21 protein-coding genes are annotated in these 13,630 nt (G+C 35.9%); 7 read left to right on the top strand and 14 right to left on the bottom strand.

Features of this window, described 5'->3' with window-relative positions; all coding sequences use genetic code 11:
* Positions 1-62: 62 nt before the first annotated feature.
* Positions 63-320 (top strand): hypothetical protein, encoded by a 258-nt coding sequence (locus FAZ15_RS17525; RefSeq protein WP_136902607.1) that lies wholly within the window; start codon positions 63-65, stop codon positions 318-320.
* A gap of 171 nt (positions 321-491) precedes the next feature.
* Here FAZ15_RS17525 and FAZ15_RS17520 read toward each other — a convergent pair whose 3' ends face one another.
* The 8 genes from FAZ15_RS17520 to FAZ15_RS17485 form a co-directional block, all read right to left on the bottom strand.
* Positions 492-1,040, bottom strand: a complete 549-nt coding sequence (locus tag FAZ15_RS17520; RefSeq protein WP_136902606.1) for a DUF4269 domain-containing protein — start codon at positions 1,038-1,040, stop codon at positions 492-494.
* A 750-nt stretch (positions 1,041-1,790) separates the two neighbouring features.
* Positions 1,791-2,192, bottom strand: coding sequence for an SMI1/KNR4 family protein (locus FAZ15_RS17515; protein WP_136902605.1), 402 nt, complete (start codon positions 2,190-2,192; stop codon positions 1,791-1,793).
* 2 nt (positions 2,193-2,194) lie between these two features.
* On the bottom strand, positions 2,195-2,530 hold the full coding sequence (locus FAZ15_RS17510) for a DUF2185 domain-containing protein (protein WP_136902604.1): 336 nt from the start codon (positions 2,528-2,530) through the stop codon (positions 2,195-2,197).
* 99 nt (positions 2,531-2,629) lie between these two features.
* Positions 2,630-3,019, bottom strand: coding sequence for a hypothetical protein (locus FAZ15_RS17505; RefSeq protein ID WP_136902603.1), 390 nt, complete (start codon positions 3,017-3,019; stop codon positions 2,630-2,632).
* Positions 3,020-3,087: 68 nt separating this feature from the next.
* Complete coding sequence (locus FAZ15_RS17500; protein ID WP_136902602.1) at positions 3,088-3,534, bottom strand: hypothetical protein; 447 nt, start codon at positions 3,532-3,534, stop codon at positions 3,088-3,090.
* Positions 3,534-3,728, bottom strand: a complete 195-nt coding sequence (locus FAZ15_RS17495; RefSeq protein ID WP_136902601.1) for a hypothetical protein — start codon at positions 3,726-3,728, stop codon at positions 3,534-3,536. The genes FAZ15_RS17500 and FAZ15_RS17495 overlap by 1 nt, the downstream gene beginning before the upstream one ends.
* A gap of 28 nt (positions 3,729-3,756) precedes the next feature.
* The gene (locus FAZ15_RS17490) at positions 3,757-4,683 is read right to left on the bottom strand and encodes a hypothetical protein (RefSeq protein ID WP_162304998.1); all 927 of its coding nucleotides are present in this window, start codon (positions 4,681-4,683) and stop codon (positions 3,757-3,759) included.
* Positions 4,684-4,738: 55 nt separating this feature from the next.
* Positions 4,739-5,080 (bottom strand): Imm32 family immunity protein, encoded by a 342-nt coding sequence (locus tag FAZ15_RS17485; RefSeq protein WP_202912440.1) that lies wholly within the window; start codon positions 5,078-5,080, stop codon positions 4,739-4,741.
* A gap of 373 nt (positions 5,081-5,453) precedes the next feature.
* Here FAZ15_RS17485 and FAZ15_RS17480 point away from each other — a divergent pair, with 373 nt between their 5' ends.
* The 3 genes from FAZ15_RS17480 to FAZ15_RS17470 all read left to right on the top strand — a co-directional run bounded on the left by FAZ15_RS17480 (position 5,454) and on the right by FAZ15_RS17470 (position 7,508).
* A complete protein-coding gene (locus FAZ15_RS17480) occupies positions 5,454-6,083 on the top strand; it encodes a hypothetical protein (RefSeq protein ID WP_136902600.1) in 630 nt (209 codons plus the stop codon).
* Positions 6,084-6,179: 96 nt separating this feature from the next.
* A complete protein-coding gene (locus FAZ15_RS17475; protein WP_136902599.1) occupies positions 6,180-6,776 on the top strand; it encodes a hypothetical protein in 597 nt (198 codons plus the stop codon).
* Positions 6,777-6,890: 114 nt separating this feature from the next.
* Positions 6,891-7,508, top strand: a complete 618-nt coding sequence (locus FAZ15_RS17470; protein WP_136902598.1) for a hypothetical protein — start codon at positions 6,891-6,893, stop codon at positions 7,506-7,508.
* A gap of 95 nt (positions 7,509-7,603) precedes the next feature.
* Here the strand turns inward: FAZ15_RS17470 and FAZ15_RS17465 are convergent, their stop codons facing one another.
* On the bottom strand, positions 7,604-8,380 hold the full coding sequence (locus FAZ15_RS17465; protein WP_136902597.1) for a hypothetical protein: 777 nt from the start codon (positions 8,378-8,380) through the stop codon (positions 7,604-7,606).
* A 299-nt stretch (positions 8,381-8,679) separates the two neighbouring features.
* Entirely contained in the window at positions 8,680-9,150 is a 471-nt protein-coding gene (locus FAZ15_RS17460; protein WP_202912439.1) for a hypothetical protein, read from the bottom strand.
* Positions 9,151-9,281: 131 nt separating this feature from the next.
* On the opposite strand from FAZ15_RS17460, the gene FAZ15_RS17455 reads away from it, so the two are divergent.
* The 3 genes from FAZ15_RS17455 (at position 9,282) to FAZ15_RS17445 (ending at position 11,075) form a co-directional block, all read left to right on the top strand.
* Positions 9,282-9,452: a helix-turn-helix domain-containing protein gene (locus FAZ15_RS17455; protein ID WP_136902595.1), complete on the top strand. Its 171-nt coding sequence runs from the start codon at positions 9,282-9,284 to the stop codon at positions 9,450-9,452.
* Positions 9,453-9,877: 425 nt separating this feature from the next.
* The gene (locus tag FAZ15_RS17450; RefSeq protein ID WP_136902594.1) at positions 9,878-10,447 is read left to right on the top strand and encodes a Crp/Fnr family transcriptional regulator; all 570 of its coding nucleotides are present in this window, start codon (positions 9,878-9,880) and stop codon (positions 10,445-10,447) included.
* Positions 10,448-10,547: 100 nt separating this feature from the next.
* Positions 10,548-11,075, top strand: coding sequence for a DinB family protein (locus FAZ15_RS17445; protein ID WP_136902593.1), 528 nt, complete (start codon positions 10,548-10,550; stop codon positions 11,073-11,075).
* Positions 11,076-11,147: 72 nt separating this feature from the next.
* Here the strand turns inward: FAZ15_RS17445 and FAZ15_RS17440 are convergent, their stop codons facing one another.
* The 4 genes from FAZ15_RS17440 to FAZ15_RS22750 are packed head-to-tail and all read right to left on the bottom strand — an operon-like array spanning position 11,148 to position 13,587.
* A complete protein-coding gene (locus FAZ15_RS17440; RefSeq protein WP_136902592.1) occupies positions 11,148-11,846 on the bottom strand; it encodes a hypothetical protein in 699 nt (232 codons plus the stop codon).
* Between the two features lie 20 nt (positions 11,847-11,866).
* Positions 11,867-12,529, bottom strand: coding sequence for a YceI family protein (locus FAZ15_RS17435; protein WP_136902591.1), 663 nt, complete (start codon positions 12,527-12,529; stop codon positions 11,867-11,869).
* 57 nt (positions 12,530-12,586) lie between these two features.
* Positions 12,587-13,069 (bottom strand): two-component regulator propeller domain-containing protein, encoded by a 483-nt coding sequence (locus tag FAZ15_RS23145; RefSeq protein WP_394343816.1) that lies wholly within the window; start codon positions 13,067-13,069, stop codon positions 12,587-12,589.
* Complete coding sequence (locus FAZ15_RS22750; protein ID WP_202912438.1) at positions 13,063-13,587, bottom strand: two-component regulator propeller domain-containing protein; 525 nt, start codon at positions 13,585-13,587, stop codon at positions 13,063-13,065. The genes FAZ15_RS23145 and FAZ15_RS22750 overlap by 7 nt, the downstream gene beginning before the upstream one ends.
* Positions 13,588-13,630: the final 43 nt, after the last annotated feature.

Genomic DNA, 13,630 nt, shown 5'->3' with positions numbered 1-13,630 from the left:
GAAGAAAAAAAAAATTGGAATCTTAAATGAATTGTATATTATTGTAATCGGAAAGTGGCCCAATGACTAGCGAAATAATTGGCCCGTTAACGCCGAAATCACTGGCCCAGAATCACCGAAATAGACAAATGGGAACACGAGAGTATTTATTGGAGAAGGCAAAAAAACAAGGTCTTGAAAAAGGGAAGCTTGAAGAACGCGCTAAAGCTAAAGCCGAGAAACTCAAATCTGCTTTGGATTTTAAGAAAATGGGTATTCCATTAGCTGATATAGCCAAAGGTTTAGGCCTGTCCATTGAGGAAATTGATAGCTTGGTTTAAAGCTTTCCAATTTTAGATAGATATAGCAGGCGTTCTGAATAAGGACGCTTTTTTACGACCGACGTTGCGATATATCGAGCCAACATTATATGTTAATTAGGCACGGGACAAAGTCCACGCGCCAGCGGTTTGCATATAGCCGCGTGAGGAGGTTAGTTCTAAAATACCAAGTTAGCGGTTCGGGCTTTTGTCAGTCGCCTCAAATTTTAGCAGTTCAGTATAAGGATCGCCTGTCAAGCCAAGTGCTAACCCAAATGCAGGTTCTGTCTTATGTCCTTGTCGCTTAAGTTTAATAATCTCTTGTCTAAATTTCTCTCCATGTTTGTTTAGCAAGTTATGTTCAACTATTAAATGTCTGTACGCAAATTGTTGTTTTGTCGGAATACTTTGTCCGAAAATCTCAATTTCAAAATTGTCCACAACAAAGTTGGCGACAATAGCCAAAGTGTCTATACTTTGTTGTTCTCCGATTGTAAAATTTCTTTCATCACTAAAATTGGTGATAAGTGATTTTTGAAACTCTTGTTTGTTTGTAAAACAACAAATAATGTCCAGGTCGCTGTTTTCGATGTCTATGTTTATCGGTATTGTTCCTACAAGAATAGGGTCAAAGTGTTCGAGCTTTAACATTACTTTATTGTTCGTCAATGTAGAATACGCTTGTCGTTGTCGGTTGTTGCCGTATTGTAAATATTCTATTTTATCAAAATTTATTGCCATAAACCCAATCGTATTTTTTGTAAGAAGCGTCCGTGTTTCAGTGTTTTTTTAAAATGACCGATAACGCTTATTTATCCCAACCCGATTCGCCAAATACTCTCTATATCGCCATTGCGTAAAAAGTACCAGTAAATGTAATAAAACGATGCGGCTTTTGCATATCCAAGTCAAGTATTCGCTACGCATAGTGGACAATGCCATCAGAATATTTATTACAATATATTTTGTTGTAAAGAAAGTAATTCTAAAATCGCTTATGCTTATTGGCAAGCGTGCTCGTTCGTGCAAAGATCTATTCAGCCAATTAATTGCTTAATAATGCAAACCTGCCTGCTTATTATCCAAACAAGATTACGAACGCAAATAACCAGGATAATGAAATAGGTCTAAACACTGCTAACATATTTAAGTTTACTTTAGTTAAATATAGGAAATTTCGAACGAATTTGATAGCGCAAAATATCTTTAGTAGCAGTTCGTGGCAATCAGTCTTTGGATGAATTCGTCTTCATCTTTATAGGCACAATTATACTGATGCCAGACGGGGCAGCATAGGCATCCTCTTCGGACGGTTACTTCCTGGCAATAAGAACGGTCACGGTCACGGGACAAAGTCCACGCGCCAGCGACTGCATATACCGGCGCGAGCGGAGGTACTGACTCCGAATTAAAGATACAAAAGTTCATTCTCTCTGCTATCCTGATGGCGGGCAACAGAGATGATCAGGATACAAATGCTGTAAAGTGTTTTCATTTGTCGATAAGGTCTTCAATAGCGTCAGCTATTTTTTCTATTTCTCCCGTCTCGTGAAACCATATATAGATTTCATTACCCAGTTGTTTGTTATTTTCTTTTGCTGGTAATAGTATCAAAAAGTCTCCAGAACCATTTGAAGCAATTGCAATTCCGTTAATCGGAAAATTGTCCCATTGTTTAGCTTGATTAGTTTCTAAAACAATGTGATTAGAAGTCCTGCTAATTCTTTTTTTATCTGACTTGTCAAAAAATGGAAAAAGCTGCCAGTCATCGTCATCTGTCATTAATTCTCCACCGTTTTCTTCGGTCATTTTAGTCTTGAAGTTGTCAGGAAATATAAGTCCAAGTTCTTTTTCGGTTTCGATGATATATTTTGTATTTACGGGAAATGGCATTGTTATTCTGTTATTATTTGAAATTCGTCACTATTTTCTATTCTTTCAAGTTCAGTTCCATATGGTGAGCTTAGATATGGAATTATTGCGCTATCGTAATTAGCGATTGTGTTCACGTTATAAATCATCATATTTTTTGAGTCGTCCACATATTTCTGGTCTTCTGTTCCCGCGAAAAACCGCCAACCGCTGTCTATATCTCCGTATGGTTCTTCACGATACATATAACCAACTTTCCTTCCTTCAACGGTTATTTTGTCCGTCGCAATACAACTTTCAATTGGTGGAACTAAGTCAATGAATTCGTCAACCTTTATTTTAAAGATTTTTTCTACCATTGTTATTTAGATGTTGCTTGCCAATAATTGCCGTTAACGTCAAGATGTAAGCTTCTTTTTTTAAGATCAGATTTGCGTTGCTCATCATAAATTTACATTTTATTTCCAACTGAAAAAAATAGTATTTGGTTGTTTCTTCTTTTCCATATCATCTGTCCAATGATAACCCCATTGATCCTTATATAATACTAGTTTATCTTCTCTGATTTCATTTATCATTTTCGCTAATCGATCTAAAGTTTCAGGCAAGTATTCCTTGTCATCGCAACTTAAATGGGTGTGAATGTCAGTTTTTCCATCAGGATCTTCTAATCCAATTGTTATTTCTGAATTGTAAGTGGCTAGCCAGATAGAAAATGTATCCGCTTGATTTCTCAGACCACAATCAAATGAGCCATCATCTTTAAAATCTAAAGACGAGAGAAATTCGGGGAAATTCTCTGCAAGAAATTCTTTTATTATTTCTGAAAGATAAATTTGTTCCATCATAGTTGCCCGGTCGTAGTTCTTTATTTTGCTGTCTTTCGTCTAAAGCTGCGAGTAATTCGCGTCAGCTCTCATTCATCTAATGTATCCAGTTTCCAATTTTTGTCACCCCTTATTTTTTTCCAGTCCCAATATGTTTCGTAAAATTTGTCGTGCAGCCAGTCGTCAACTGGCTCCGAGTTTTCGTTAGGTTCTTCGTCTATCAGTTTTAACCCCGTCCAGTCGTCATCGCTGTTTTTGGGAAACCCAGTACCGTCAAGCAAGTTAAGCATACTGAAAATGACAGTTGCAGAACTGTCGGCGATAACTTTTCTTAAACCATTTTTTAAGTGTTCGTTATTACCCAGTTTTTTGAGTTCTTCAATCTCTAATTCTGTCAAGCCACAATTTGGCGGGTACGTTAAAAAGTTAAAATCTTTCTTGTCAAGAATATTGGTGACCAAGGTATCTGCAAATTCTTCTATGTCTTGATGCGTGTCGAGTAATAAAATCTTTGCGTTATTATTTGAAAGCTCCATTATGTCACATTTTTTTTGATTGAGGGTTTGTCAATCCCCAAAAGTTCTAATATCTTCTTCGCTTTTTCTTTGTCAGCGATTCTTGTTTTGTCAAACTCGTCCATAAGTCCGCAAACGAAAAGCCGTTCGTTAACCGTCATTCCTGTCAGTCCTTCAACTTTATTGATTGATTTTATTATCTGTTGTTCTGTCATTGTTGTCGGTCGTTCTAAATAGGTGAGGTTATGCGTTCGCTTTTCTGTTCTCAATTATTTGTTTCTTTAAATTCAGGTCAATGTTTGTCCAAATAGTCCGATGTGTCAGAACAAGTTTACTGTTACACTCTTTGTCTGCTACATCTATTATATGCCTAAACCAATCGTAGTAACTCCATTCTCTTGGCTTTGGGGAATAAAGAAATAACTCCTTCTCGTCCCAATGAACTTCTGTTGCTGTTCTGTAAATCAGAGTAAAGCGTTCATTTTTAGGTCGAATAAAAAGTCGTTCGTCCTTGTCGATTCCAATTTCAATAATTTCATCTTGCCTTTTCCCGATTTCTTTAGTCTTAATTTGATCAAAAATGATTCTACCAACATAATTTTTAAGTTTTGGGAATTTGCGTTTGTAATATTCATTCCAGTAACTAATCATTCGGTTTTCTGTCTGCTGATAATATTTTGGATTTTCGATAGCAAACCGCTTGTAATTTTCCAATTTGTCGTCGTCAAGCTGTTCGTCTAATACGTTTAAAATTTCAACAACATATTCTCCTAAAAGCTGAAATGTGAAAGGTGTAATCCAATATTCGTTGTTTACAATTTTTTCTAAGCGATTTTGTCTTATATACCCATTATGGTGTCGAAGAAAGATACAGTTGAGAATTGTTTTTTGTCGGTCTGTAAGCGTCATTTCCTTCTCAATTTCAGGTTCATTAAAATAAACCCTGCAAGGTACGGTCAACAGTTCTCCTTCAAGCTTAACTGTTTGGGTGTTAGGGTGGATTAGGTTTTCTACTTTGTGAATCTGCCCGTCACATAATTTTATCTCGTTTACGTCGACGGGTAAAATATTCAATACAATTTCAACGTCTTCCTTCAAAGTCTGTGGAAAGGCATTGCTAAGGGTTTCTCGATATTTTGAATATTTATTTTGGTTAAACCAATTTATCATTTTCGGCGAGTCGTTTTTAAGCCGGTCACTAATTACTTCTCTAGCGCAATCCGTTCTACTTAGCTTTGGGAATAAATCGTTCGTAAAATTTACCAGATCCTTTAGCGTCAAGCCTTCCAACAATTACGGTGTCAGAGCTGTTTGCTAATTCTAATTTTGGGCTTAGACAATACTGTTCTCTTGCCCCGATTGGTAAATATTTATCGTCTACTTCCTCTTGGTTAAGTTCAGCAATTTCGATTAGTAATTTAGCGAAGGATTTAAGTCCTTCTGGGTCTCCATGTATTAAAATCTCATTCCACTTAGATATTTCTCCTTCAAATTCGTCTTCATTGTGAGTTACAAAAATATCTAAATGTCCTTTAATTTCGCCCCCTTTGGAATGTTTATATTTCATAGTCTATTCTCTTGTTGGTCCGGTTTTGTAAAAAATCACATAACGTTTTGAGGCTTTGCTTTCGTACGGGCCTTCAAAGCCGCAACATTCAGCTAAAATACAAATTAAGTGCCTGTGTCCAGATTATAAAGCTAATACTTTTAATCAAATCTATCCACTTTTGGCTGATAATTTGAACTAACGGAGTTAATTCTGACTCCTTGATCTCGCGGCTTCGGCTTCCTGTAAAAATTAAAATATCTTGCTATAAAACAGAATTATACTATTTTTACAAGAGCCTTTTACGCAATTTGGATATGCAGAATGATTGACGATACACCGTTGTAATTAAAAGGCAGTTAAGGACAATATTAACCGACAGACATCTAAAAAAATGAATTTTGAATTAGCAGACAAATTATACGGCTTACTTCAGACAAAAAAACTAGATGAAGCAATTGCTTTGGCTGAAAGTGAACTACGAAACATACCTGAAACAGACTTTCATAAAATCCTTGGCCGAAACTTATTGCACTTAGTTTCAGATTTGAAGAAATACATTGCTGACTTTGAACAATCAACATCAGACATTTTAAAAAAGAAACACGGATTTATTAAATCCATTTTCGGTTCAAAGGAAAAGCAAAGACCTGTTGCTTTTTATTGTGAAATGAACGGATTTACGATAAACTATGACCGTTGGTTTATTGATTTGTTTTCCTTTGAGAAATTTAGTTTAGACAATTGGGACTGGATTTCCGACTTTTACGACTCCACCTCAGCTGACTTTACAATAACTGGTTTTGAGGACATTCAAATCGTATTTCGAGACATGCACGAAAACGAGAGATTTGATGAGCCAAATCTTGACAAAGCCTATGAAGTGTGTGAGCTCTTGGTGATCTTGAGAATTCAAGAATTATTTCGAGAAACGTACAACTCGACCAAAGATGAATGGAGTGCTATTCCAATGTTTGTGACAGCTCACGATTATGACTTAATTTACAAAGCAAACATTAAATGATAAGAATCGCTGTCTGTTACTTAAGTGCTACTATTGAGAATTTGCTACTAAATTTATGCCATTCACCGATACATGAACCATTATAGAGCATTTTAAATGACGACGTTACCACAGAACATAAAAGAAAAGTTTTATCGTACAATCGAGGGTGGCATCTCACTCGCCGACTTTGAACAGTGGTTGTATGCCGACGAGCAACTTGAAAAGCATCTGAGTCCGGACGATTATCTTGACCTAATTTCTTTGAGTTTCAAGAAAAGTGGTGCCAAATATCAACTTTGGAACCTGCTGAGAAAACACATTGACCTTGGAGAATTCGAAACATATAAAATGCTTGGACTGCTTAACGAAGCGAAGCAAAAGACCGAACGCCTTCCATTTATCTTAATGGAGTTTTACGACCTGTATTGCAAAGGCTACAATTTTCTTCAGGACCTGGGACTGGGAATCGGACTTGCAGTTGAAGTACCAAGAGTGAATAATACAACTGCTGACACTTGGGACGAACTGACAAGCGAGCAACAAAAAGAATTGTTGGACAGTTTTTCGCCCGAACTTGAAGAATGTATCGAGCAAGTCATTTATTGGCTCGAAGCGAAGAAAATTGTTTTAACGGGAGAGCAAGACGAAATTGGTCATTACGACTATGAGGACTTACGCACAGAAGAGGAGAGGAAGTCAAAACTTGGGTAACGGTTTCGGGAGACAAAGAGAAAGATTTTTCAGAGAATAAGTTCTCCGAAATCCGACCAAACGCTACAGCGTTTAACGACTAATTACTGCAATTTAAAATATAAATACCAAATTATGAAATTTCAAATAATAAAGGAAAAATCTAAAATTTTGAAAGCAATGAAAATTTTCATCCTTTTCATTGCCTTATTAGTTGGTAATGGTACATTATTAGCGCAAAAGAAAACAAAGAATCTAGATGAAATTGGAAAGCATTTAACAGGCTTATTAATTAATAGAGGGAATATAAATGAATCAATGTATGCGATAAATATTGAACGCCTATTTCCAAACGAAGATCTTTCTGAATTTGAAGATAGTCCAGCAGAATTTATTGTAAGTATGTTATATGGATCACAAATGGAATTACCGGTAATTTGGAATGAATTATTATCACAAGCGGATAGTCTGAACATCAGTAAAAAAGCAGAATATTTCAATACCTATTATTTTCAAAATGGAAAAGATAATTTTGTCTTAACTTGTGTTCTAAAACAATCTTCTAAATATTACGTGTTTAGTTCAATAATATTAGAGTGGGAAAATGACAAGTATGTTATGAGACTTTATAGAAAAATTAAAGAGTATAATGATCAAGAAGAAGTGGAAAAAAATCTTTATAGTATTATTGAGGATGAAAATATACAGGAGCTAAAAGAGATGGACGATTTTATGGAGGTCGAAGATTTTTGAAACATAGAGTAGGAATAGTTTATAAGTATCTTTTTTTAAATAAACAATAACTTACTATAGAGCAAGATTTGAAGTTTCACCCTCCAGCCCATCCATCATCTTAATTTGAATTCTATCAGAACAATACCTCTTTGGATTTCTGGCGCATTTTTATTCGGATTAAAACGGGATTCAATTAAAGCGCGTTCACACTTGAGGTATAATGCAGTATCCGAAATAGTAGACCCTCGAACGCCGGCTCGGGTAGATACGACTTTACCTTCTTGGTTTACTCCAACCTCTACAGCCACGCGTCCAGAACGCGAGCCATTATCTACGATATTTGGGCGGACGACATAATGTCTATTAGCTAGACCATGTTCGACTTCATACTCCGTAGATGAAGAGCTGTCTCTGCTTATGCTATTGTTATTGTAATCCCAAAAAGAAGAAAGCCATTTTTTAAATTTATCAACTTCAGTAGAATATGTTTTGATAGCTCCCCGCCCAGATTCGTTGGTAAACAAAATTAAGTCTATATTTTCTTTCTGTATCAACATTACTATGACCATTGAACCTCGACCTTCATTGCCTTTAAATGCTAGGGCAACTGGTTCATCGAGCATAATTGTGTGGTCCCATTGTATCAATTTTGCTGCGTTCGAATCCTTTTTAAGAAATTCCTCTAACCCAGATCTCGAAAATCCTGATAAATCATAATAGTATTCGTAGAAGTCATAATAGTCTGAGACTTTTTCGATGACTTCAGATATCGCGATAAGTCTTAGATCGCTAACTTTCAATTTGTCAATTTTTGCAGTCGACCATAGAAATTGCTGACTAAAACCAAAGGATGGTATAAGAAATAATAAAGTGAGTAGAATATTTTTCATAGCTATACGAGCTCATTATAGATTATAGATCATTTGGTGAGTTTGACATCTCTTTAATTTCTTTTGCCGTCATTATACTATTTCTAAATGCTTCATTTACACATTTTCCTTATACACTAGCCACTTCTTAGGAGTTTTCAGAAGCTTTTGCTATCAGACTTCGTTATCTATTCTGCTGCAGATAAATAATATGTTTTTTCATCTGGCATCCATCGTAACCGCCTTTGCGGGAAATGCTCAATGGAAGCACTTAAGTCGCCATATTGCCAAACCGCTGCTTTAGGCAGTGATTTTCGTCTTCATATCATTTCTGCTTGTCCAATTTGCCTTGGGCCCTCGTGTATCCACCAAATTCGCCCTTTGTCTAGATACTTTTCAATTGGTTGATTAATTAGAAAGCGAACTGTTACCTCTCTTTTTTCTCCAGGCTCAATTGTCGGTTTGCCTTCAAATATTATGTCGCCAATATATGTCTGCAATAATTGCCCAATGTCGTTGTACTCAAATACATGATTTGGTCTATACCCACTAGTAAATCCAGTCTGACGTCCACCATCTTCTGTCGTTTTGAGTTTTATTTTTGCTTTAACAGACAAGAGTCCTTCATTATTTTCATATTCCAAATCTCTTACACTGGTCAAGGTATATTTGTCATAAGCCATGATGTCAAATACTTTTGATTGTCCGGTGTCAAGCCAGCGTTTGTATATGAGATTTCCATTCATATACAAATACAGTTCGTTTCCTTCTATTTTCTTTAATATTGCCATGTTCAATAACTGCCTATAACTACTTTTTTACCGCAACTCCCTTCGCAAGAAGATCTCTATATTCGCATTGCGTCAAAAAGTACTGTAATATAATGAAAACTTGTAATATAACGCGGTGTAGCATTTTAATAATGCGCTGGGCAGCGGCAGCTGAGACAAGAGATGGAGATTACACGCATACATATTCCAAGTATGAATATGGCCTTGCTGACCCCTTCATTGCGTTATTAGCCAAGCTTGCCCATTACTATGGAGTTACTTTGGATGGGCTGATACTGGATGAGCTGCGTGAAGCATATTGATAAAAAGCAATAATTCTAAGTATAAACGACGTGGGGCGTTTTATCTTGTTTTTCCACTTGCGAACGCAGTGTATTCGCAATTGAGCTGGAGCTAGTATAATCATTCATCAGACTTGATCATTGGGTTTGTAAATATTTAATTTTCAGATATATAAAATATATTATTTTTTTAAAAAATATTTATAGAGTGAAAGAATATTAATTTTTACTTGTTGATTAGAGATAAAGCCTTTATATTCGAATCACTGAAAAGCTAACTGGTTTTAAGCCGTTTCAATAACGTGAAAATATAAAATCCTAGATTCATCCTGTTCTTGATTAGTTTTTTATTATGATGAATTTCTAAGACCAATTCCATAAATCTTCAACAGCTATGTAAGAAAATGATATCTTTATTGCTACGGTGAAAATCAAATATTAGACAATTGGATAGGATAGGTAAACATATTGCTTCTCTTTTTAAACTAAGCGAAGAACAGGTCTCTGTTTTTCTTTCAGCATTCTCACGGGAAGAACTAAAGAAAAACGACGTTTTTATGGAAGAAGGGAAGATATGCAATAAAGTAGGGCTAATAGAGAGCGGATTGATGAAATGCGTATTCCACAAACATGGTGACGAAATAATATTCGAATTCGCATTTGAGAATAATTTTATTTCAGATTATTACAGTTTTGTAACGGATACGCCATCTGCAAAAGAAATTAAATGCATAGAAGATACTACGGTGTATGTCATCACAAAAGAAAAGTTGAAAAAGCTCGGTAGAAGTCACCCCTTTATAGAAGGCATTAGTAGGCAAATGAATGAAAAATTGTTTTTAAGAATGCATGATAGGCTGAAATCATTTCTATTAGACTCAGCTTCGGAGCGATACATGAAACTAATGTCCGAAAGATCAGATCTTGTGCAGCGAATACCCCAATATCTTATTGCCTCCTATTTGAATGTTAAACCCGAAACCATAAGCCGAATTAGAAAAAAAAATACGCTGTAGCGTCTTTATTGATCAAGGTCAACGAATTACCCTTTACAGCTTGCTAGTTTTGTATTGTACTTAAGGCTTTATTTTAGAGCTATAATTTTCAATACATTATATGAATCAAATCGAAACTTTAGTAAAACAGACCAAGGATGCCTACGATTGGACTAACAAGTTGATCAGTTCTATACCCCATGATAAATGGGATAACATTCCAGAAATCATCGAGTCCAATGTGAGCTGGCAAGTAGGACACCTTATTATGAGCCATTATTACCATTCGATTATGGTGATAGCAGGTCACCATATGGATATCCTCCATAAAGTACCCATAAAAGAGTATGACAAATTTTTTACCGACTCACCTCCATATAAATCATTGGGGAAAGCAAACCCTGCAGACCTGCAGCGTTATTTGACGCTTGTCCAAGCCAAATCTGTTGAGATCATCATATCGCTAACCGGAAAAGATCTAGAAAGCGAACTGCACCACACTGAAGTACCACATCCAATTGCGATAAATAAGTTTGAAGCATTGGATTGGAATATAAAACATACTATGTGGCACTGTGGTCAATTAGGCGTGTTGAAGAGAATTGTTCACGAACGTTATAATTTTGGACTAAAGAATAAGAACAGATAGGTGTTGTAACTCCACTGGGATACTTCGTTACATGCCGGCCACTATTTGTCGTTTATGATCGCAGTTAGCGCATCATTCTTTTATCCGCAAATTTTTTAAATTAATACTTCCGATTCGAATTTCTTTATCTTCTGATTTAGTGTTACTCTTTGACCCATCAATTTTTATCCTATAATAAAGATTTTGCCCTTTTAGGCTGAGTCCTGTTCGCATGGTACCATGCGCTCCCTCAACCAGGCTGAGCATCACTACGTAAAAACCACTCGATTTTTTTGGATTTATAGTTCTTTTCAACGAGGATGATTTGTGAATACTCTTATTCAAGAAAGATTTTAAGTCTGTCAGACCAAATAGGTATAAGGGTTCTTTATCAAGTGTCATCGTGTCGGGAGGTATCAATATCTTAAAGTATTTATCAGGTAAAGACGGAACGGGGTATGAATCGACAGGAAAGGCAATCTTCAATTTTAAAGGATTATCAGTTTCATTGATGATTCGAGTCCAAAATACAGCATAGCTATATACCTCGCCATTAGGGTCAGTATATTTCATTCCTCCTTTTGGGCCACCATTTTGTATGATTAGGCTTGACCCATTAGAATCACTATACTCATACTTAGTGTGAATATATTTTTCATTAGCTCCTGGGATTGTGGTAAGGTCTTTGGTTTCGGACTGGACATTTGCTTTCTTAAAATCTGTTTTGTTTTGTTCACAGGAAGTAAAAAAAGCAGATATCAATAACAAACTATATATGTGTAAGTATTTCATAATGTGATTACTTATGAATTTCAATTAATCCTATTTTTTGCTATAATTTTGATATGGAATTCAATGGAATCCGACATAGTTTGATTAGCTAAATTATCATAGAACTTTGCTGATTTATAACGGACATCCCATTTTGTCCGATCAATGACCAGCTTGGCATTCGCTTTTACAGTTCCATCCATAACCTCGATTTTGATAGGAAAAGTAACAGAATGTGTGATTCCTTTAATTGTTAAGTTTGCAGTAACTTTTTTATTCCCACCATTTACTGGCGTAACCCTGGTAATTGAAATTGCTGAAAAGGGAAATTTCTTAACATTAAAAAAATCAGCATCTTTCAAGTGATTAACAAGCTTATTATCACTTCCATGGTTTTTATCTTCAATTGTATTCATGTCAACTTCAACCGCACCACCCATAAGTTGCCGATTTTCAATCATCAATTCTCCTTTTGATATATAAACGTACCCTGTTTGAGTGTTTATGCCATTTAGATTAGACCCCTTCCATGTTACGACACTTTCCTCCGTATTTATCATTAAATATTTTTCATCACCAACGTGTAAGGATAATACGCTTGCCGATACATTATTTTCATTTTCATCTTTTACAGCTTCACGGCAACTGAAGATCAAAGGAGTAATAAATAAGAGTAAGTAGCTGATTGATAATTTGTTATTCATAATGTAAAATTATATTGATTGTAACTAATTGATAAATGATTTTGATCAGCCATTCCCTTATTTCTGAGTCTTTTTACTTTTAAAGTCCATGATGGTCTTTCCATCGTACCGATACACACCGTGCATAGAGCCAACCCAGATACTTCCATCATTAGCTTCCAAAATCCCACAAAGCATCAGCGGTTGTGACATTATTTCGGTTACAGTGGGGTTTTTATTGTATAGGGACTTTTGATCAAGACGGGAGAGCGTCCAAGACCCATTCGGTTTTACTTCACCAGTAGTCCAGATATTTCCTTTGCTATCTTCGTAGACATTACCAATAAACTGCCGGGTTATATTAGTAACCGTACTACCGCTATAGCGCCAAAGCCCATTGCCACCAAACCAAATGTTGCCTTTTTTATCTTCTATTATTGACCAAACGTTGTTAATGGCTTTACCATCATTGTTTTGGAAAACAGTAAACTTTTTGCCATCATAATAACAAACACCACCACTTGTGCCAAACCATAATTTCCCCGTTTTGTCCTCTAGGATAGTATGAATACCATTATCAGAAAGTCCTTCTTTCGTTGTGAAATTTTGAAAAGATTTTCCATATAACGGCTTATGCCACCTCCAGTGCCAAACCAGATAATGCCAGCTCTATCTTCATAAATAGAAAAAAACCCATTATTGGCTAGCCCCTCACGGGTTGTATAATGTTGAAAGGATTTAGTATTGTAGCGATAAACACCTGAATCAGTAGTAGCGAACCAAAGATTTTCTCGTCGATCTTCCAGAACATTCCAGTATCTGCGGGAACCTATTTTACTTGTGAGATTACTAAATGATTTCCCATCGTATCGAAAAATACCCCCCCATGATGCAGCGAACAAAATAGTCCCATTCCTGCCTTTTGTTAGATGACGAACCATTGTATTAGGCCCATAGGAAGTAACAGTGTCTTTAATATCGTAATTGATATTATCTTTATGTGATTCAGTTTGCTTTTGTCCGCAGGAAGTTTGACAAATAAGCATCAAGAACAAGATGTGAATGTGGGGGTATCTCATAATTTATTTGCATTAGGAATGGGAGCCATAATAATAGAAGAAC

Source organism: Sphingobacterium olei (assembly GCF_005048855.1).
Lineage (GTDB): Bacteria > Bacteroidota > Bacteroidia > Sphingobacteriales > Sphingobacteriaceae > Sphingobacterium > Sphingobacterium olei.
The sequence above is the reverse complement of the archived record's forward strand: the minus strand, read 5'-3'. Positions and strand labels throughout refer to the sequence as shown.

Excerpts from the sequence above, each read along its gene's own strand:
- FAZ15_RS17525 (WP_136902607.1), top strand. The coding sequence starts at position 63 with ATGACTAGCGAAATAATTGGCCCGTTAACGCCGAAATCACTGGCCCAG.
- FAZ15_RS17520 (WP_136902606.1), bottom strand. The coding sequence starts at position 1,040 with ATGGCAATAAATTTTGATAAAATAGAATATTTACAATACGGCAACAAC.
- FAZ15_RS17515 (WP_136902605.1), bottom strand. The coding sequence starts at position 2,192 with ATGCCATTTCCCGTAAATACAAAATATATCATCGAAACCGAAAAAGAA.
- FAZ15_RS17510 (WP_136902604.1), bottom strand. The coding sequence starts at position 2,530 with ATGGTAGAAAAAATCTTTAAAATAAAGGTTGACGAATTCATTGACTTA.
- FAZ15_RS17505 (WP_136902603.1), bottom strand. The coding sequence starts at position 3,019 with ATGATGGAACAAATTTATCTTTCAGAAATAATAAAAGAATTTCTTGCA.
- FAZ15_RS17500 (WP_136902602.1), bottom strand. The coding sequence starts at position 3,534 with ATGGAGCTTTCAAATAATAACGCAAAGATTTTATTACTCGACACGCAT.
- FAZ15_RS17495 (WP_136902601.1), bottom strand. The coding sequence starts at position 3,728 with ATGACAGAACAACAGATAATAAAATCAATCAATAAAGTTGAAGGACTG.
- FAZ15_RS17490 (WP_162304998.1), bottom strand. The coding sequence starts at position 4,683 with ATGATAAATTGGTTTAACCAAAATAAATATTCAAAATATCGAGAAACC.
- FAZ15_RS17485 (WP_202912440.1), bottom strand. The coding sequence starts at position 5,080 with ATGAAATATAAACATTCCAAAGGGGGCGAAATTAAAGGACATTTAGAT.
- FAZ15_RS17480 (WP_136902600.1), top strand. The coding sequence starts at position 5,454 with ATGAATTTTGAATTAGCAGACAAATTATACGGCTTACTTCAGACAAAA.
- FAZ15_RS17475 (WP_136902599.1), top strand. The coding sequence starts at position 6,180 with ATGACGACGTTACCACAGAACATAAAAGAAAAGTTTTATCGTACAATC.
- FAZ15_RS17470 (WP_136902598.1), top strand. The coding sequence starts at position 6,891 with ATGAAATTTCAAATAATAAAGGAAAAATCTAAAATTTTGAAAGCAATG.
- FAZ15_RS17465 (WP_136902597.1), bottom strand. The coding sequence starts at position 8,380 with ATGAAAAATATTCTACTCACTTTATTATTTCTTATACCATCCTTTGGT.
- FAZ15_RS17460 (WP_202912439.1), bottom strand. The coding sequence starts at position 9,150 with ATGGCAATATTAAAGAAAATAGAAGGAAACGAACTGTATTTGTATATG.
- FAZ15_RS17455 (WP_136902595.1), top strand. The coding sequence starts at position 9,282 with ATGCGCTGGGCAGCGGCAGCTGAGACAAGAGATGGAGATTACACGCAT.
- FAZ15_RS17445 (WP_136902593.1), top strand. The coding sequence starts at position 10,548 with ATGAATCAAATCGAAACTTTAGTAAAACAGACCAAGGATGCCTACGAT.
- FAZ15_RS17440 (WP_136902592.1), bottom strand. The coding sequence starts at position 11,846 with ATGAAATACTTACACATATATAGTTTGTTATTGATATCTGCTTTTTTT.
- FAZ15_RS17435 (WP_136902591.1), bottom strand. The coding sequence starts at position 12,529 with ATGAATAACAAATTATCAATCAGCTACTTACTCTTATTTATTACTCCT.
- FAZ15_RS22750 (WP_202912438.1), bottom strand. The coding sequence starts at position 13,587 with ATGAGATACCCCCACATTCACATCTTGTTCTTGATGCTTATTTGTCAA.